The following is an 18,448-nucleotide window of genomic DNA, read 5'->3' as shown; positions in this document are numbered from 1 at the left end:
CCGATGACGCGGCCTCGCGTGTCGCTTTCGGCACCTGCGTGCTGTGGCGCACCCGATTGGCATTCGGGCCTTGGGAGCCGGCCCGGGGCCTACCGCTCGTCCGCTGGCCGCAGCAACAGCCAGATCAGCGCAGCCCCCGCCAGCGCGAGGAACGGCACCATGGCAAGGTTCACCGCCATCCACCCCTCCTGCGCCGACCCGCCGGAGCAGTTCATCAGCCCGCCCGACGCAAGCGAGGCCATCGTCACCCCGCCAAACACCAGCACGTCGTTCATGCCCTGCACCGCGCCGCGTTCCTCGGGCGCATGCGCCTTGGCCAGCATCGCCGTCGCCCCGATGAAGCCGAAGTTCCAGCCGACACCCAGAAGGATCAGCGCAACGAAGAAATGCTCGATATCCACCCCTGTCAGCGCCACGCCCCCCGCCGCCGCCAGAATGGCCAGACCCAGCGCCACGATCCGCGTCACGCCGAAGCGCGCGATCAGGTGACCGGTGAAGAAGCTCGGGACATACATGGCCAGCACATGGGCCGTCACGATATCCGCCGCCGTTCCGGTATCGAACCCGCAACCCACCACCGCCAGCGGTGTTGACGTCATCACAAGGTTCATCAGCGCGTAGGAGACCATGCCGCAGATGATCGCCACCAGAATCGCCGGGTCGCGCAGCAGGTCGGCCCGGGTGCGGCCGTGGTGATGCGCGGGATCGCGCGGTGGTGGTCGGGGGATGTCGAGGAATGAGAACAGCAGCACCCCCACCGCATTGATCGCGATCACCGTCAGGTAGGTGCCAAGGAAGGGGATCACCATCGCCTGCGCGGTGACCTTGACCAGTTGCGGTCCGATCACCGCCGCGGCCAACCCGCCCGCCAGAACGTAGGAAATCGCCTTGGGCTGAAAATCCCCCTCGGCCGTGTCGGCCGCGGCAAAGCGATAGAACGCCTGTGCCGACAGATATGTGCCGGTAAAGAACGACCCTGCCAGAAACAGCGCGAAGGACGACTGGATCAGGCCGATCGCGCCGATGATCGCCCCCGTCGCGCCGCCGGCGATGCCCAGGAAGAACCCGGCGCGCCGCCCGAACCGCTGCATGAACGCCGCCAGCGGGCCAGACGTGATCATCGACCCCAACACGATCAGCGAAATCGGGAGGGTGGCAAGGCACGGGTTCGGCGCCAGCGATTGCCCGGCCAGCCCACCGATGGTGAAGATCATCGGCATCTGCGCGCCAAGGATCGCCTGCGCCATCACCAGAATGGTCACATTGCGCCGGGTATGGGGATGGGACTGGGGCAGGGATGCGTCACTCATGGTTCTGACCTAGCGCGGGGATGTCGGCGGTGGAAGGCTGGAAATCGCCCCTCATGCAGTCCTATGCTGCGTCTATGGTCGGACGCATCATCGAAACCGAAGCCTGTGTCGCGGAAGGGGCCGCCTATCTCGCGCGGATCGAGCCGCGTTTCGCTGCCTTGCTTGACCAGACGGGCCCGTTGCCGCTGCGCCGCCGCAAGGACGGGTTCGAGGCGCTTCTGTCCGCCATCGTCAGCCAACAGGTTTCGGTCGCGGCGGCCGATGCGATCTGGGGGCGGATGAAGGCCGCCCGCCTGACAGGGCCGCGAAAGATCACATGGGCCAGCGAGGACGACCTGCGCGCCTGCGGCCTCTCGCGGCAGAAGATCCGCTATGCCAAGGCACTCGCCGCGTCCGGCATTGATTTCGACAGCCTGCGCGACACGCCGACCGACGAGGTGGTGACCACCCTTGTCGAGGTTCCCGGCATCGGCCGATGGACGGCGGAGATCTATGCGATGTTCTCGCTCGGCCGGGCCGATGTGTTTGCGCCCGCTGACCTTGCCTTGCAGGAATCTGCCCGTCTTTTGTTCGACTTGCCCGACAGGCCCAAGGAAAAGGCCCTGCGGCAGATGGCAGAGGCATGGTCGCCCTGGCGGGCCGTTGCGGCGCGGGCGCTCTGGGCCTATTACCGGATTGCGAAAGAGCGAGAGGGCATCAGGTGACACGGGTACTTGAAGCGGGCCGCGCCGGCGCGGCGAAGGGGGAGGCCGACAGCCTCGTGATCTTCCTGCATGGCTACGGGGCGAACGGGGCGGACCTTCTGGGCCTGTCCGATCCGCTGGCGCCGCATATGCCCGGAGTGGCTTTCCTTGCGCCCGACGCGCCGGAACGCTGCGCGGGCGTGCCGTTCGGGTTCCAGTGGTTCCCAATCCCGTGGATCGACGGGTCGTCGGAAGAACAGAGCGAGGCGGGCATGGTGCGCGCGGTCGCCGACCTGAACGCCTGGCTCGACAGCGTGGCCGAGGACGAGGGAATCGGCCCGGAAAACACGATCCTGTTCGGCTTCTCGCAAGGCACGATGATGGCGCTGCATGTCGGGCCGCGGCGCAGCCCGGCCTATGCCGGGATCGTCGGATTTTCCGGCCGTCTTCTGGTGCCTGATCTGCTGGCCGAGGAGGCCGTGTCCAAACCCCCCGTGCTTCTGGTTCATGGCGATGCCGACGACGTGGTGCCGGTGCAGGCGCTGCCCGATGCCGGAAACGCGCTGAGCGAGGCCGGATTCGACGTCTTCGCCCATGTCATGAAGGGCACCGGGCATGGAATCGCACCCGATGGCCTGTCCGTGGCGCTTGCCTTCATGCGGGAGCGTCTGGGGCTGGAAGCCGGGGATTGACCGCCGCAGCCCGGCCCCTGACGCCGACGTCACACATCCGTTACAGCCCCGCGCTACATGTTTCGGCAATCCACCGCATCTAGCGGGGCTTGTCAGGCGGGAAACGCCATATATAGTTGATCACAGGTTTGGGGCGGGGCGTCCCGCTTCGCAGCCTGATCGGGCAGACGGGGCGGAGGCTGAGTCTCAAGATGGACGGCGATTTCAGGAGTACATTTGTCAGGGAGCCCGGCGGGCTCAAACACTATCCCGCGCTCGTTCTGAACGCCGATTACCGCCCATTAAGCTATTACCCCCTGTCCCTCTGGCCCTGGCAGGAGGCGGTGAAGGCGGCGTTCCTCGATCGGGTGGACATCGTCGCCGAGTATGACGAGGTGGTCCGAAGCCCGTCGATGCAAATCCGAATACCGTCGGTTGTCGTCCTGAAAGATTACGTCAAACCCCAGAAGCGCGTGGCCTTCACGCGCTTCAATCTTTTTTTAAGGGACGAATTTGCCTGCCAGTATTGTGGGACCAAGGGCGATCTGACCTTCGACCACGTCATCCCGCGGGCCCGCGGTGGCATCACCAGTTGGGAGAACGTCGTTGCGGCCTGTTCCCGTTGCAATCTCAAGAAGGGTTCGAAAAGCCTGCGCCAGGTCGGCATGGCCCTGCGCAAGACACCGCGCCAGCCCGGGGCGGAAGAACTGCGCAATATCGGGCGCAAGTTCCCGCCGAACCACCTGCATGAAACTTGGCTCGATTTCCTCTACTGGGATGCCGAACTGGAAGCGTGACACCGGCTTGCCGGGAAGTTGTAAAGGGAACCAAAGTTTTCCCAGAATCGCCGGTTCTGCTTCCCTGGGGGAAGCATCGATTTCACCAACCATTGAAAATAAAGGATTTTTGGGGCACAGCACGCGCCGTGCCGCCCGGGGGCGCATGGCCATTACAGCAACCGGCCTGGCTCTCTCGTCGCGCCGGACGCTCGTAGCGCCGGCCACGGACCATGAGCGCGACGAGAGCGTCCGCAGGATGACCGGAGCTTGGCCGCCAGAAAGGCGGCGGGCGCCACCATGATCGGAACTGCTCCGTCCGGTGCGTCATCGCTTTGGTTTGATACGGGTGCCCTGACAGGATTGCGAAGGGTATGTGCAGTCTGTCCGGGGAAGACATTTGCGAAGGAATGTTGCGTTCCCCGAACCGCGTAAATAACTGCGCGGCTGGCCAGGTGCGGTCATCGAACCACCAGACAAGACGCTACTGCGCTATCTGTCAGCGCTTGTTCTCGCTGCACCAGCGAAACTCGGTGCCGATATGGCGGCGCATGCTTTGTGGAAACAGGAGACCCATGTACGTGCGGGGCGGCGCGGCCATCGGCGTGGCTGTCGCGATCCTCTTGTCATCGCCGGGCGACCGGCGTGCACTGGCCAATCGACTGGAAACGGAAAGCTCCGACGACAAGACCTCCGCCCGACCGGGATGAAAGGCAAGACGTGATGAGGGCCGCATGCTCAGGCGTCGGCCATCGTCTGTCGGCGTGCATGGGCCGGGCCGGGTGTCTGTGCCCCCGGGGCGTTTTCATGGGGAAAGGACACCCGGGCGAAATGCTGCGGTCCGACCTCGCGCAGGGGCAGGTCGGTCCAGTCCGACGGCCCGGGGCCCGCTTGCAGGGCCGGGCGGTTGCCCCTGCGATAGACGGGGTCGGGGATCGGAACCGCGGCCAGCAGGCGGCGGGTATAGGGGTGTCGCGGCGCGCCCAGCAGCGCGCCGGTGGGGCCGATCTCGACGATATGGCCGGCATACATCACCGCGATCCGATGGCTGACCCGCTCCACCACGGCGATGTCGTGCGAGATGAACAGGAAGGCGATCCCCTCCCGCGTCTGGATGTCGTGCATCAGGTCGGTGATCCGCCGCGCGATAGAGACGTCGAGCGCCGACACAGCCTCGTCCGCAACGATCACCCGCGGCGACACCGACAGCGCGCGGGCGATGCAGATCCGCTGCCGCTGCCCGCCGGAGAACTGGTGGGGAAAGCGGTCCGCCGCCTGCGGCTCCAGCCCCACGCGATCCAGGAGCGACACGGCCAGGTCGCGGCGGTCCCGTCCCGTGACTCCCGTGTGCAGAAAGGCCGGTTCGGTGACGAGGTCGCGCACGGGCAGCCGTGGGTTGAGGCTGGCGAAGGGATCCTGAAACACGATCTGGGCCCTGTGCCGGGCCGCGCGCAAGGCGCCGGGCGAAAGTGCCGTCATGTCTTCACCGTCGATCCGGACCCGGCCGGTCTGCGGTTCGACAAGGCGCAGGATCGACCGGGCGAGGGTGGACTTGCCGCAGCCGGACTCGCCCACAAGGCCCAGGGTTTCGCCGCGGGCCAGCGACAGGCTGACATCCTTGACCACGGTCCTGGACGCGGGGCGCCGGAACATCCCACCGGCCGCGGTGAACGAGGTCGACAGCCTCTCGACCTCCAGCACCGGATCGGCCTTGATGGGGGCTTTCGGGGCGGCCGAGCCAAGCCGGTTGGTCGCGGCCATCAGTTCCCGGGCATAGGCGGTGCGCGGGGCGGCGAAAAGCTGCGTGACCGGCGCCTCCTCGATCATCTGGCCGTTGCGCAGCACCAGCACGCGGTCGGCCATCTCTGCCACCACGCCCATGTCATGGGTGATGAACAGGACGGCCATGCCAAGCTCTGCCTGAAGCGATCGGATCAGGGCGAGGATCTCGGCCTGCGTGGTCACATCCAGCGCGGTGGTCGGTTCGTCGGCAATCAGAACCTCTGGCCGGCAGGCCAGCGCCATGGCGATCATCACCCGCTGCCGCAACCCGCCGGAAAGTTCGTGGGGGTACTGGGTCAGCCGCAGCGCGGGGTCGGGGATGCGCACCCGGTCCAGATCGGCCTTTGCCGCTTTCAACGCGGCGGTGCGGCCAAGGCCCTGATGGCGCATCAGCACCTCGACCAGTTGTTCGCCGATCCGCATCACCGGGTTCAGGGACGTCATCGGTTCCTGAAACACCATCGAGATGCGGTTACCCCTCAGCCGCGTGAGGTCGGCGGCGCCAAGCGTCGTGACCTCGACCGGGGTGTCGGTGCCCAACCGGATGCTGCCCCCGGTGATCCGCCCGCCCTCGCGTTCGATCAGGCGCAGGATGGCCAGCGCGGTGGCCGATTTGCCCGAGCCGCTTTCGCCCACCAGCGCCAGGGTTTCGCCCGCGCGGATATCCAGGCTGATGCGTTCCACCGCCTGAAAATGGCCGAAGGCGATGCCAAGGTCGCGAATCGAGAGAACGGGCGCTTGCGGCATCGGAGGATCCTCAGAACGGGGCGAGCGGCGGGGTCCAGCGCGCGGGGCGCGGGGTCATCCGCAACTCGAACGGGTCGCGGCCGTGAACCTGCCAGTGAATATCGGCGCCGAGCTCCAGCATCCCCCAGGCCGCGGCGGGCTCCCCCTGGGTGGTGAAGCTTTCGGTCAGCGACTGCTGGGTCAGGTGGATCACCCCGTCCACTTGTGTGATGGTGTTCCAGTGGACATGGCCGGCAAGGCACACAACCGGGTGCCGCGCGGTGGCAAGGGCCGCCCGGGCGCGCTCTGCCTGCGGATAGGTCGCATATTGCGGGCTGCGCTGGAAATAGTAGTTGCCGGTCTGGGCATGGCCCGACACGGGCACATGGCTGACCACCAGCAACGGCCGGTCGGTGCTGGCCGCGACATGGGCCAGCCACAGCAGATCGGCCTCTGGCAGGTCGAAGCCGCGATAGGCCTCTGTCCGGGTGATCTTCGCCTCCGCCCGCCAGAGCGCGATGCGCCAGCCGCCCGCGTCGATGACCTTTGACACCAGATCCTGCCCGAGGATCTCGGCATTTTCGGCGACGGTCATGTTGTCCCGGTCGTGATTGCCGCAGACATGGTGGATCGGGGCCTTCACCGCCTTCAGCGCGTCGGCAACCTCGCGCGCCAGACGCAGGTCGGTGTCCCGGTCCATGTCCGAGATCCGGTCGCCCAGATCGAGAACGAGGTCGGGCGCCTCTGCGGCCACGAAATCCGCGAAACCGTCGAGCAGCGGCAGCGCCTGATCGCCCCGCTTGGTGAGAGAGGGCGCCCCGTGGTGAATATCGGCAACGATGGCAATACGCATAAGACAGGTCCGTGAGTGGTGGGGGTGGGGCGCGCCCCTTGTGCCTCAGCTTTCGTTGAAGCTGATCGAGCCTGCGCGGAAGTCGAGCACATAGGGGATGTGCCCCGGCTTCGGCGCCCAGTTGACCGACTTGCTCATCGCCCAGCTTTCATAGGGGCGATAAAGCGGCAGAACCGGCGGGTCCTGCTTGATGCGGTCCATCAGCTCGGCATAGGCGGTCTTGCGCGCCTCGACATCCTTGGAGAAGCGGAACCGTTCCCAGATCGCCGCGTAGTCCGCATCGGTGTTGAAGCGGCCTTCGCCCTCGGACGGGCCGTTGGGCGCCCACATCACGCCGAAGCTGCCGAACGGGTCGGCGAAATACATCGGGTTCGACCAGTTGCGCACCATCAGGTTGGGCGACCCGCCGCTCCACGTGGTGGTGACGTTCACGCGGCCGTTGATGCCGACCTCCGACCACATCTCGACGATGGCCTGCGCGGCGAGCAGACCGTTGGTGTAGTAGACCGGGTCGGTGTCGAAGGTGATCTCGAACCCGTCATAACCGGCCTCTTTCAGCAGCTCCTTGGCCCGTTCGGGATCGTATTCGAAGGTGACCAGATCGGGCTGATGCAGCGCGCCCATCTCGGCCATGGTGTGGGTCGAGGGCACGATCGCCTTGCCCAGCCACAGCGCCTCGTTCAGCGTGTCGCGATCCACCGCAAGGCTCATCGCCTGGCGGATGCGCGGGTCGGTCAGCTTGGGGTGGTTCACGTTCATGATCATGACGTGGAAAAGCGCGGTGGCGCTGCCTTCGGTCTTCAGCTTGGGGTCGCTGTTGACCAGCGCCAGTTGGTCAGGCGCGATATTGGTCACGATGTCGGCCTCACCGGTCTTCAGCGCGGTGATGCGGCTGGCGGTTTCCGGCATCCGGCGCACGATGGCGCGTTCCAGCGGGGCCTTTTCGCCCCAGAAATCGTCGAAGCGTTCATAGACCACGCGTTCACCCGGCACGAACTCTGCGACGCTGTAGGGGCCGGTGCCGACGGGGGCGAGGCTGAAGGCCTCGAAATCGCCGTCCTCGGCGACGTCGGGGTCACCCGACAGCGCCTTGGTATAGTCCTCGGGGATGATCATGACCTGCTGAAGGGAGACCAGCGTTTCCCACAGCGGCTCTTCCTTTTCGACATGGATGCGGACGGTGTAGTCGTCCACCTTCTCGGCGCCGGTGAAGTTGGAAAGCCGGTCCTTGGAGCGGACCTTGTAGGGCGGGAAGGTCGCCTGGTACATGCGGTTAAGCGAAAAGACCACGTCATCGGCGGTCATGTCATCGCCATTGTGGAACTTTACGCCCTCGCGCAGTTTCAGTTCCATCGTCTTGGGGTCCACCAGCTTCCATTCGGTGGCCAGCGCCGGGACCCAGACGGTTTCCAGCGTGTCGTGGTCGCGGTCGATCAGCGTGTCGAAGGTGTTGTAGTAGAATTGCGAGCCGACATTGGAATGGTCACGGCCGGGGTCGAGATAGGACGACACATTGGCGGCGCCGACGACGATTTCCTGCGCAAGGCCGGCGGTCGCGGTCAGGGCCAGCGCGGTGGTCAGAAGCAGTTTCTTCATGGTCACTTCCTTTTGGATGGGGGCAATCCGGGCCTTGGGCCTCTGGTTGTTATCTCTCCCGCAGGCGGACATCGGCGCGGTCGCGCAGCCAGTCGCCGAGGATCTGAACGGTAAAGGTGAGAACGACGATCATCATGGCCGGGGCGATGACCGTCCAGGGGGCGTTCGGCATGTAGTCGCGCCCGACGCCCACCATGGAGCCCAGCGTTGCCGTGGGCGGCTGCACGCCGAGGCCGAGGAATGAGAGCGTCGATTCAAGGATCACGATGTTCGACACGGCCAGCGTGAACTGCACGACCAGCGGCGAGACGATGTTGGGCAGGATGTGCCGCCGCGCGGTGTAGAGGGGCGGGGCCCCTGCGGCGCGGGCGGCCTCGATAAAGGGCAGGGTGGTGATCTTGCGCACCTCGGCACGGACGATGCGGGCGTATTGCTCCCACCCGTAGATGCCGAGGATCATCACCATGATCGTCAGGGACGACCCGAAGACCGACAGCAAGAGCAGCGCGATCAGCGTGAAGGGGATGGCGATCTGCGCATCCACCGCGCCCATGATCAGGTCTTCGGTCGCGCCGCGGCGCAGCCCCGCGATCAGCCCCAGCCCACCGCCGATCACCAGCCCGATACAGGCCCCCATCAACGCAAGGGAGAGCGTCAGCCGCAGCCCGAACAGCGTGCGGGAAAACACGTCGCGGCCAAGCTCATCCGTGCCGAGGTAATGGCCCGCCTTGTAGCGGTCGAACCCGATGGGCGGGCGCAGGCGCGAGATCAGGCTTTGATCCACCGGGTCGAACGGCGCGATCAGCGGCGCGGCGGCGGCCAGCGTCAGCAGCACCACGGCAGAGATCAGCGCGACCTTCTGAAAGATGTTGCCCCCCTGCCAGAGCGCGCGCAGGCCAGAGGGTCGAACGGGGGCGATATGATCGGTCACGCTCATCTCAGCCCCGCGCCAGCCGGATTCGCGGATCGGCCACCGCATAGGCGATGTCGGCCGTGGTGTTGATCAGAACCACGGCGACGGAGACCGAGATCACCCCGAATTGCAGCACCGGATAGTCCCGCTCCAGCGCCGAGGCGACGAGCAGGTCCCCGACCCCCGGCCAGGAAAAGATCGCCTCGATCACCACGCTGCCCGCCGCGGCCAGCCCCGCGATCTGCAACCCGACGACCGAGATGATGGTGACAGAGGCATTTCTAAGTCCGTGTTTCAGGATCACCACGGGTTCGGGCAACCCCTTGGCCCGTGCGGTGCGCATGAAGTCCTGCCCCAGCACATCCAGCATCGCGTTGCGGGTGAACCGGGTCAAAGCCGCGATCAGTGCGCCGGACATCGCGATCGTGGGCATGATGAAATGCGCCGCGCTGCCATTGCCCACCACGGGCAGCCAGTTCAACGTGAAGGCAAAGACCAGCACCATCACGATGGCAATGACGAAATTGGGCACGGCGTAGCCGGTGAAGGCCAGCACCATGATCGCCGACCCGATCCAGTGGGTGCGGTAGATCGCGGCAAGGATGCCCAGCGGCATCGACACCGCCAGCGTCAGGCCCAGCGACGCGCCAAGCAGTTGCAGCGAAGGACCGATGCGTTCGGCCACGATCTCTGCCACCGGGCGGCGTTCCAGGAAGGAGATCCCGAAATTTCCCTCGGTCAGGCCGCGCAAGTAGCGCAGGTACTGTTCCCAGATCGAACCGTCGAGGCCGAAATAGGTGATCAGCATTTCGCGGTCTTCGGCGGTCAGCCCCTCGCCCAGAAAGGTATCCAGCGGGCTGCCCGACAGCCGCGTGGCGAAGAACACCAGCGTGACGATCACGAAGAGCGTCACGATCATGCGGAGAAGCGCCCGGGCGACATAGTCGATCATGGCCGCGCCCCGTCCCGGTCGAGATGCAGGAAAGACACGCCGGCGCGGGCGGCGGCCAGTCCGTCCGTCGAAGGATTGTCGCCGACGAAGATCGCCGCCTCGGGCGGTGTGCCCGCCCGGTCGAGCGCCGTTTCAACCAGATAGGCATCGGGCTTGCCAAGGCTGCGATGGCGCAGGCTGGGCAACAGGGCGGTCAGCGCGGCCAGCAGCACGCCGGTTTCCGCCACGGGCGAGCCGTCGCGGCCGGGATGGCTGATATCGGTATTGGCGACCCAGAACTCGTCGGCCCCGGCGATCCGGTCGGCCAGCGGCCCCAGCATGTCTACCGTCAACCGCGGATCGCGGCACAAGACGATGCTGTCGGGCGCATCCTCTGCCAGGACACCCAGCGCGCGGGCCAGCGCCTGCAGCGGCGCGGAGCCCTGAACGGCGATGCGCGAGCTTTCGGTCGCCAGATGGCGGATTGTCTCCTCCCCGGCCAGAACGATCCGCGCGGGCGGAATGTCGAGGCCAAGGGCGCAGAGACGGGCGCTCAGCGTCTCACCCGTGTCGGCGGAATTGTTCGATACGATCCAAAGCCGCTCACCGCAGGCGGCAACGAACCGCGCGGCATCGGCAAAGGCCTGCCCCTGCGCGATCAGGCAGCCGTCGAGATCGCACAGCACGCAATCGAACCCGGCCACGGCGGCGGGGTCGAGCGTGGCGCTCCGCCTGCGGTCCAGCAGGTCTGCATCGGCCGTCATCATCGGCAACATCTCCCTTTCCCGTGACCGCGGTGGGTCACGGAGGTCGGTTCGCGTGGTGCATCGTGTTGAGGGGACAGTCGCGGTTGGCCGTGACACGCCTGTAACAGGGGAAAGCTAGTCTTTCATCTGGTGGTAGAATCGCTTTCATCGGATGAAGTGCCGTGACCCTTAGCCTTGCCGGTCTCGATTATGTGCGCCATGTGGCCGCCGCCGGATCCTATGCCGAGGCCGCCCGGCGCGCGGGCGTGTCGCAACCCGCCGTGGCCCAGCAGATCAAGCGGATCGAGACGCGCTTTGGCGTGAAGCTGTTCCTGCGCCGCCACGGGCGTCTGGTGCCAACCCCTGTCTGCACCAGCCTGTGCGACTCTGCCGAACGCGTCGCGCGAGAGCGGACCGCGGCGGAACGGTTGCTGACCCGCCATACCCTGATCGAGTCCGGCGAGATCTCCATCGGGCTGGGGAACATGATGCCGGGCATGGCGATCATTTCCCATTTCAGCAAGGCCTATCCCTCGGTCCGCCTGCGGGTCGAATCCGGCTCCCATGAACGGATCACCCGTCTTGTGCTGAACCGGGAGGTCGATGTCGGCATCCTCCCCGACGTGCCGCCCGACAGCCGCTTTCGCCGCAAGGTCCTGATCCGGAACGAGGTGATGGCCATCGTGCCCCTGACCCATCGCTGGGCGGATCGCGCAGAGGTCGCCGCCGCCGATCTGATCGGGGAGCGGCTGATTTTCCGCGCCCGGGGGTCATCCACCCAGCGCGCGGCGGATCGGCTGTTCGCCCGGCTGGGCCTTGTGCCGGAGCCCTTCCTGACGCTCGATTCCCGCGATGGCGTCTACGAGGCCGTGGCCAATGGGCTGGGTGTCGGTTTCATCTGGCGCCACGGCACCGGACGGGTGGACGGGGTGCGGCGGCTTCGGATCGCCGAGATGACGGCGGCCAGCGAGGAGTTCGCTTTTGCGCTGGTCGGTGAGGGCAGCGACCTGATCGCGGCATTCTTCGATAGCGCCGCAGCCTGGCGGGCGCGTCAGGGCGACTAGGGGGCGTGAGCGTCGGTATTCGGCGCTCACGCTTGCCGGAAACGGCTGACGTCGACCGCCCTTGGCCTCAGCCCCCCGCCGCGTTGACGGCCGCGCCGAAGTCCTTGGCGGCCTGCAATGTCGCGCGTTCCGCATGGGCAAGGAAATTGCGCTTGATCTCGATCACCACGCGGGTTCCCTGCCGCACGGGCAGCCGGGCGGCCAGTGCGTCGAAATCGACCGCGCCCCAGCCCTTCGGCGCATGCATGTCGCCCACGCCGAAGAAATGCCGCTCCCCCTGATGGGTGTGGGGGAAGGTAGCGGGCACCCCGGCGCTGTCGGAAAAATGGATATGCCCGATCCAGGGTGCGAGAGCCGCACATGCCTCGACCATGTCGAAGGACCACAGAACCGCCCCCTGCTGCGCGTGACTGATGTCGAGACAGGCCATGACCGCGTCGTGGTGCAGCCGCTCCAGTTGCATGGCAAGTTGCCGGGGGTCGAGGGAATAGGACGTCTCTTCCCCCGCGACCACCCGCGCATTGGGCGAGATGTTCTCATAGGCGATCTGCACACCCAGCGCCGCGGCGCGGTCTGCCACGGGGCCCAGCATGTCCAGCTCGAACTGCAGAAGCCCTGCCTGCCGGTCGACCCAGTCCTTCGGGTGGCAGCGGCCGGGATGCAGCACGACGACCCGCGCGCCGATCTCTGCGGCAAGCTCCATCGACACGATGGCCGCCCGCTGCATCGGGTCGGCATGGGTTTCGTCCATCAGGTTGATGGCGATGGGGGCGTGCATCGAATAGCTCAGCGGATGGGCCGCCATGATCTGCCGCAGGGCCTGCACCCGGTCGGGAACCAGCCTGCAGGACACCACCGCGTCAAGGCCAACCGCCGTGATCTCGGCCCCGGTGCAGCCGATTGCGGCCATATGGGACAGGCGCGCGGCCAATCGGTCGAGGTCGCCCTCGGCATAGCCGGTGTTGAACCCGGTGGCGATGATGCGGTCGGTCATGGTCATTGCTCCAGCGAGGGGTCGAGCCGGGCGCGCAGCCAGTCGCCAAGGATCGACATGGAAAGGGTGGTCAGGAAGATCGTCAGACCCGGGATGACGGCCAACCACCACGCGCTGATCAGGTAATCGCGCCCATCGCCCAGCATCTGGCCGAGAGAGGTCAGCGGCGGGCGGATGCCAAGCCCGAGAAAGCTGAGAGAGGTCTCAAAGAGGATCGTGTTGGGGAAGTTGATCGTCAGTTGCACGATCAGCGGCCCCGCGATGTTGGGCAGGATATGCCGGGTGTAGATCCAGCGCGGCCGCGCGCCGAGACCCCGAACCGCCAGCGCATAGCCCTGTTCGCGCGCCGACAGGACCAGCCCACGGGTGATCCGGGCATAGGTCTCCCACCCGTAAAGGGCCATGATCATGACGAAAACGACCATGGAGTTGCCCATGAAGGCGAGGATGGCGAGGGCCACGATGAACCACGGCATGGCGGCCTGGAAATCCACCAGCGCCATGATGACCTCGTCCCAGAACCCGCCCTTGTGGGCCGCGAAAAACCCCAGCGTGATCCCCAGAACCGCACCAAGGCAGGTGCCAAGCAGCGACAACAGCATCGAGGTCTGCGCGGCGACCAGAAGCCGCGACAGCAGATCGCGCCCCAGCGTGTCGGTGCCCAGCGGATGCGCCCATGTCGCGCCGGCCATCGGTACCGGCGGAGTCATGCGGTTCAACAGGTCGACATGGTCGAAGGCATAGGGCTGCAACAGCTTGGCAAAGACCATGATGAACAGCATCGCCGCGATCACGCCCGCGGCCAGCATCACCGCGACCGGCAGGCTCGAGAGAAAGCGCAGCACCGCCCAGCGGCGCCCGGTGACGGCAGAGGTGTCGATCGTGCTCATCTCTGCCGTGTCCCCGCGCCCACGCGGACCCGCGGGTCCAGCCAGCCATAGACCAGATCGACCAGCATGTTGGCCGACACCATGGTGAAGGCCAGCAGGATCATGATGCATTGCACCACGGCCAGATCGCGCGCGGCCACCGCATTGGTCAAAAGCCGCCCGATCCCCGGCCAGGCGAACACCGTTTCGGTGACCACGGCCCAGCCCAGCAATTCACCCACCTTGAAGCCGAGGATCGTGACCACCGGCACCGCGGCATTGGGAACGGCGTGCCATGTCACCCGCCGGGCAGGGCCAGCGCCCTTGGACCTTGCGGTGCGCATATAGGGCTTCGACAACACGTCGATCATCGAGGACCGGGTATAGCGCGCGATCTGCGCGGCAAAGCCGGTGCCCAGCGTCAGGGCGGGCATCACCAGATGCCAGACCGTGCCCGACCCGGAAGATGGCAAGAGCCTCAGGTGCAGCGAGAAGATCAGGATCAGCAGGATCCCCAGAAAGAAGTTCGGCATGGAGAAGCCGAAGACCGCGACGCTCATGATCGCGCGGTCCAGCCAGCTGTCGCGGTAAAGGGCGGCCAGAACGCCCAGCGGCGTGCCGATCACCAGCGCAAGCGTCAGTGCCGTGCCCCCCAGCAATGCCGTTTTCGGCACCCGGTCCCAGACCAGTTGGAACGCGTCCTGATTGTTGCGGAAGGAGATCCCGAAATCGCCCTGCAAAAGCGCGCGGAAATAGTCGACATATTGCGACCAGAGCGGTGCATCGAGCCCCCATTTCGCGCGATAGAAGGCGCGTGTCGTCTCGTCCACGTCATCGGGCAGCAAGACCGTCGTCGGGTCGCCCGAAATCCGCAGCACGAAGAAGACGAACGTCACGACCAGCCACATCGTGACAAGTGCGCGCAAGGACTTGATCGCGGCCCAGCGCATCAGGCGATCTCCTCGATCCGGTGACAGGCGGCGCGGCGTCCGCCGATATCGCGCAGGGGCGGCACCTCGGCCGCGCAGCGTGGCACGGCAAAGGGGCAGCGCGGATGAAAGCCGCAGCCCGACGGCGGATTGGCCGGGTTGGGCGGGTCGCCGATCCGGGGCGCGGCATCGCGGCGGGTGGGGTCGGCCACCGGCACCGCGGCCAGCAGCGCGCGGGAATAGGGGTGCAGGGCATGGGCATAAAAGGCGGTCTTCTCCGCCTCTTCCACGATCCGGCCCAGATACATCACCGCGATCCGGTCCGAGATATGGCGCACGATGCCCAGATCGTGGCTGACGAAGAGATAGGACAGGCGCCGGTCGCGCTGAAGATCCTGCAACAGGTTCACGATCTGCGCCTGGATCGAGACGTCGAGCGCCGAGACCGGTTCGTCCAGCACCAGGATCTCGGGGTCAAGGGTCAGGGCCCGCGCGATCACCACGCGCTGCAACTGCCCGCCGGACAGTTCGTGCGGATAGCGCGCGCCCATCGCCGGAACAAGGCCCACCGCAGCCAGCGCTTCGTCGGCGGCCTTCAGCGGCAGCTTATGAATGCGCAAGGGCTCCTCCACCTGCGCGCGGACGGTCATCCGGGGGTCCAGCGCACCCGCGGCATCCTGATAGACGATCTGGATCCGCCGGCGCATCGCGCGCCAGTGGGCATCGTCCATGTGCAGCACGTCGGTATCGCCGATCTGCACCGATCCGGTATCGGCGGGGCTGAGCCCGACCAGCAGGCGCGCCAGCGTGGACTTGCCGCAGCCGCTTTCGCCGACGATGCCAAGGGTTTCGCCCCGGGCAAGCGTCACGTCGACCCCGTTCACCGCCTGAAAGCGGCGGGCCGGGCGAAACAGCCCCGGCCGCCCGATGGCATAGGACTTGGTCAGCCCATGCGCCTGTAGTTGCGCGGTCATGATGGCACCGTTTCACGATGGGGCTGGGGACTGCCCTGCAGAGCGGGGTGGTGACAGGCGAGCCCGGCAACCGGGTCGGGGTCGTATTGCGTGCAGAAAGCCGACGCGCGGGGGCAACGGGGGGCAAAGGCGCAGCCGGGCGGCAGGGTGTCGATCGGCGGTACCGTCCCCTCGATCGAGGCGAGCCGCGAGCGCGCGCCCTGCGCATCGGGCAGGGCCGCCAAGAGCCCCGCGGTATAGGGATGGCGTGGTCGGGCGAACAGCGTGGTTACATCGGCGGCCTCCACCAGCCGGCCAGCATACATCACCGCGACATGGTCGGCGCGTTGGGCGACAAGGCCCAGATCATGGGTCACGAACAAGACGCCCATCCCGAGGCTATCGCGCAGATCGGCGATCAGGTCGAGGATCTGGGCCTGAAGCGTCACGTCCAGTGCTGTCGTTGCCTCATCGGCGATCAGAACTCGCGGGCTGCCCGCGATGGCAAGCGCGATCATCGCGCGCTGGTTCATGCCGCCGGAAAACTGGTGGGGGTATTCGCGGGCGCGGCGTTCGGGATCGGGCAGACCCACGCGGCCCAGCAGGCGGATCGCCTCTTTCCGCGCGTCGGCCCGGGTGGCACCCTTGCGCAGGCGCACGGCCTCGGCCACCTGCCAGCCGATGGTGCGCACCGGGTTGAGACCGCCGGTGGCATCCTGAAATACGCTGGCCATGGCGCGGCGGCGCAGGGCGCGGGCCTCTGGCACCGACATCTCGCACAGGTTGCGGCCATCCAGCCGGATCGCGCCTTCGGCCACATGGCCGCGTTTGGGAAGCAGTCCCGCGATGGCCAGACAGGTCATCGATTTTCCGCAGCCGGATTCACCGACGAGTGCGAGCGTGCGCCCCGCCTCCACCGCCAGCGATACGCCGCGCACGGGAAACACCGGCTGAAGGCCGGGCCGGTCGATCCGAACGGAAATGGTGTCGACGGACAAAAGCATGGGGGCCTCGGGCAGGGGCGCCGGCCGTGTGGGCCGGCGCGTTGGGCGGATCAGTTGCTGCCGCCGATCTGCAGGTTGTAGGGGCGCAGGTCCATGTAGTAGAGGCCGTAGGGCTTCCACTCGATGTCCTTGCGCATCGCGTAGGTTTCCAGCGGGTTGTACAGCATCGTGCCCGGCGCCTCGTCCATGAAGATGGTCAGCGCGTCGCGATAGGCCTGCTGACGCTCGTCCCAGTCGGTCGAGGCCACGATCACCTCGTGCAGCTTGTTGAACTCTGCCGGGGCCTTCCAGGACCGCGCGGCATCTTCCTTGTTCTTCTGCACCCAGCTGTCGACGCCCCATTGCGGCACGAAGCTGCCCAGCGGGTCGGGCATGCGGTGGGTGTTGGACCAGGGCCGGATATGCACGGTCTGGTTGGGGTCGTTCACCTGGCTCCAGTTCTCGACCGGTTGCAGCTTGACGTTCAGGCCGACCTCTTTCCACATCTGCTGCATCGCCTGCGCGGCCTCAAGGCTCAGCAGGTAATAGTTCAGCGGCAGCTTGTAGACGATCTCCTCGCCGTTATAGCCCGCCTCTTTCAGCAGCGCGCGCGCCTTGTCGGGGTTGTATTCGAAACCGGGGAAATCTTCGATCCACATCACGTAGGACGGAAGCTGGTGCCCGTTCGGGGTATAGTTCTTGTCGGCCCACAGCGCCTTGCGCAGCAGGTCGCGGTCGATGGCCAGCGACAGGGCCTGGCGAACCTCTTTCTTAGCGGTCGGACCGACATTGAAGAAGACCAGCATATGGGTGTTGTCCAGAACGATCTGCTCGACCTTCAGGTCGTCATACCCCTCGATCACCGGGATCTGGTCGGGCGGGATGTTCACGGCGATGTCGTATTCGCCCGAGACAAGACCCGCGATCCGGGCCGACACTTCCGGCACCTCGACGAAGGTCACCGATTTCGCGGTGGGCCTGCCGCCGAAATAGTTGTCATGGGAAACAAGGCGGATGAATTCGCCGTCCACCCATTTATCCATCTTGTAGGGGCCGGTGCCGACCGGGTTGCGCGCGAACGCGTCCTTGCCGACGGTCATGTAGTTCTTGTTCTCGACCACCCAGAAGGCATAGCCGGCAAGACGCTGTTCCAGCAGAACATCGGGTTCTTTCGACACCACGCGGACGGTGTATTTGTCCACCGGTTCGATATGGCTGATCGTCAGCATGAAGCGGCGGGCGGCACCGATCAGAGGGTCATAGCCGTGGCCGCGCCCCGCGTTGAACGAAAACACCACGTCGTCAGAGGTCAGTTCCGACCCGTCGTGGAACTTCACGCCTTCGCGCAGTTTCAGCTCCAGCGTGCGGTCGTCGATGCGGGTCCAACTTTCGGCAAGGCTGGGTACCAGCTTGGACGCCGTGCCCGATCCATCGGCCAGGAAATCCCGGCGGATCAGGCTGTCGAACATCGAATAGGTGATGCGGACGGCGACATTGCCCATTTCCTCGATCCCTTCGAGGCTGTCGGGCAGGTTGTTCACGGCGACGACAAGGTCGGGGCGGCGGTCCTGCGCCTGCGCGGGGGCCGTGGCCGACAGGGCCAGGGCGAGCAGGGCAAGAGCGGCAAGAATGCGTTTCAGCATCGGTCACTCTCCGGGTCATGACAGGG

At 66.2% G+C, this 18,448-nt stretch carries 18 protein-coding genes; 5 read left to right on the top strand and 13 right to left on the bottom strand.

The features are described 5' to 3' along the window. Positions 1 to 89: 89 nt before the first annotated feature. Positions 90 to 1,310: an MFS transporter gene (locus RGUI_RS03895; RefSeq protein WP_081531848.1), complete on the bottom strand. Its 1,221-nt coding sequence runs from the start codon at positions 1,308 to 1,310 to the stop codon at positions 90 to 92. Between the two features lie 74 nt (positions 1,311 to 1,384). Here RGUI_RS03895 and RGUI_RS03890 point away from each other — a divergent pair, with 74 nt between their 5' ends. From RGUI_RS03890 to RGUI_RS22335, 4 genes are all read left to right on the top strand, one after another. Then, positions 1,385 to 2,014: a DNA-3-methyladenine glycosylase gene (locus RGUI_RS03890; protein ID WP_081535958.1), complete on the top strand. Its 630-nt coding sequence runs from the start codon at positions 1,385 to 1,387 to the stop codon at positions 2,012 to 2,014. Then, positions 2,011 to 2,685 (top strand): alpha/beta hydrolase, encoded by a 675-nt coding sequence (locus RGUI_RS03885; protein WP_081531847.1) that lies wholly within the window; start codon positions 2,011 to 2,013, stop codon positions 2,683 to 2,685. The genes RGUI_RS03890 and RGUI_RS03885 overlap by 4 nt, the downstream gene beginning before the upstream one ends. A 191-nt stretch (positions 2,686 to 2,876) precedes the next feature. Then, on the top strand, positions 2,877 to 3,461 hold the full coding sequence (locus tag RGUI_RS03880; protein WP_081531846.1) for an HNH endonuclease: 585 nt from the start codon (positions 2,877 to 2,879) through the stop codon (positions 3,459 to 3,461). A gap of 554 nt (positions 3,462 to 4,015) precedes the next feature. After that, positions 4,016 to 4,150: a hypothetical protein gene (locus RGUI_RS22335; RefSeq protein WP_256387873.1), complete on the top strand. Its 135-nt coding sequence runs from the start codon at positions 4,016 to 4,018 to the stop codon at positions 4,148 to 4,150. Positions 4,151 to 4,178: 28 nt separating this feature from the next. On the opposite strand, the gene RGUI_RS03875 is transcribed toward RGUI_RS22335, so the two are convergent. The 6 genes from RGUI_RS03875 to RGUI_RS03850 are packed head-to-tail and all read right to left on the bottom strand — an operon-like array spanning position 4,179 to position 11,008. Next, positions 4,179 to 5,969, bottom strand: a complete 1,791-nt coding sequence (locus RGUI_RS03875) for an ABC transporter ATP-binding protein (protein WP_081531845.1) — start codon at positions 5,967 to 5,969, stop codon at positions 4,179 to 4,181. A 10-nt stretch (positions 5,970 to 5,979) separates the two neighbouring features. Then, entirely contained in the window at positions 5,980 to 6,801 is an 822-nt protein-coding gene (locus RGUI_RS03870) for a metallophosphoesterase (protein ID WP_081531844.1), read from the bottom strand. Positions 6,802 to 6,846: 45 nt separating this feature from the next. Then, entirely contained in the window at positions 6,847 to 8,397 is a 1,551-nt protein-coding gene (locus tag RGUI_RS03865; RefSeq protein ID WP_081531843.1) for an ABC transporter substrate-binding protein, read from the bottom strand. Between the two features lie 49 nt (positions 8,398 to 8,446). After that, the gene (locus tag RGUI_RS03860; RefSeq protein WP_081535957.1) at positions 8,447 to 9,334 is read right to left on the bottom strand and encodes an ABC transporter permease; all 888 of its coding nucleotides are present in this window, start codon (positions 9,332 to 9,334) and stop codon (positions 8,447 to 8,449) included. 1 nt (position 9,335) lies between these two features. After that, positions 9,336 to 10,262, bottom strand: coding sequence for an ABC transporter permease (locus RGUI_RS03855; protein ID WP_081531842.1), 927 nt, complete (start codon positions 10,260 to 10,262; stop codon positions 9,336 to 9,338). Continuing rightward, positions 10,259 to 11,008, bottom strand: a complete 750-nt coding sequence (locus RGUI_RS03850; RefSeq protein ID WP_216640097.1) for an HAD family hydrolase — start codon at positions 11,006 to 11,008, stop codon at positions 10,259 to 10,261. The genes RGUI_RS03855 and RGUI_RS03850 overlap by 4 nt, the downstream gene beginning before the upstream one ends. Positions 11,009 to 11,169: 161 nt before the next feature. On the opposite strand from RGUI_RS03850, the gene RGUI_RS03845 reads away from it, so the two are divergent. Then, entirely contained in the window at positions 11,170 to 12,051 is an 882-nt protein-coding gene (locus RGUI_RS03845; protein ID WP_081531841.1) for a LysR family transcriptional regulator, read from the top strand. 67 nt (positions 12,052 to 12,118) lie between these two features. On the opposite strand, the gene RGUI_RS03840 is transcribed toward RGUI_RS03845, so the two are convergent. The 6 genes from RGUI_RS03840 to RGUI_RS03815 are packed head-to-tail and all read right to left on the bottom strand — an operon-like array spanning position 12,119 to position 18,422. Then, the gene (locus tag RGUI_RS03840) at positions 12,119 to 13,045 is read right to left on the bottom strand and encodes a sugar phosphate isomerase/epimerase (protein WP_081531840.1); all 927 of its coding nucleotides are present in this window, start codon (positions 13,043 to 13,045) and stop codon (positions 12,119 to 12,121) included. 2 nt (positions 13,046 to 13,047) lie between these two features. Then, positions 13,048 to 13,935, bottom strand: a complete 888-nt coding sequence (locus tag RGUI_RS03835; protein ID WP_081531839.1) for an ABC transporter permease — start codon at positions 13,933 to 13,935, stop codon at positions 13,048 to 13,050. Continuing rightward, a complete protein-coding gene (locus RGUI_RS03830) occupies positions 13,932 to 14,864 on the bottom strand; it encodes an ABC transporter permease (protein ID WP_081531838.1) in 933 nt (310 codons plus the stop codon). The genes RGUI_RS03835 and RGUI_RS03830 overlap by 4 nt, the downstream gene beginning before the upstream one ends. Beyond that, positions 14,864 to 15,817: an ABC transporter ATP-binding protein gene (locus RGUI_RS03825; RefSeq protein ID WP_081531837.1), complete on the bottom strand. Its 954-nt coding sequence runs from the start codon at positions 15,815 to 15,817 to the stop codon at positions 14,864 to 14,866. Before RGUI_RS03825 ends, RGUI_RS03830 begins: the two co-directional genes overlap by 1 nt. Continuing rightward, complete coding sequence (locus RGUI_RS03820) at positions 15,814 to 16,800, bottom strand: ABC transporter ATP-binding protein (protein WP_081531836.1); 987 nt, start codon at positions 16,798 to 16,800, stop codon at positions 15,814 to 15,816. Before RGUI_RS03820 ends, RGUI_RS03825 begins: the two co-directional genes overlap by 4 nt. Before the next feature lie 50 nt (positions 16,801 to 16,850). Then, positions 16,851 to 18,422, bottom strand: a complete 1,572-nt coding sequence (locus RGUI_RS03815; RefSeq protein WP_081531835.1) for an ABC transporter substrate-binding protein — start codon at positions 18,420 to 18,422, stop codon at positions 16,851 to 16,853. Between the last annotated feature and the right edge of the window lie 26 nt (positions 18,423 to 18,448).

This window comes from Rhodovulum sp. P5, assembly GCF_002079305.1.
Classification (GTDB): Bacteria; Pseudomonadota; Alphaproteobacteria; order Rhodobacterales; family Rhodobacteraceae; genus Rhodovulum.
Note: the sequence above shows the minus strand (reverse complement) of the source record. Positions and strands in the feature narration are given on the sequence as shown.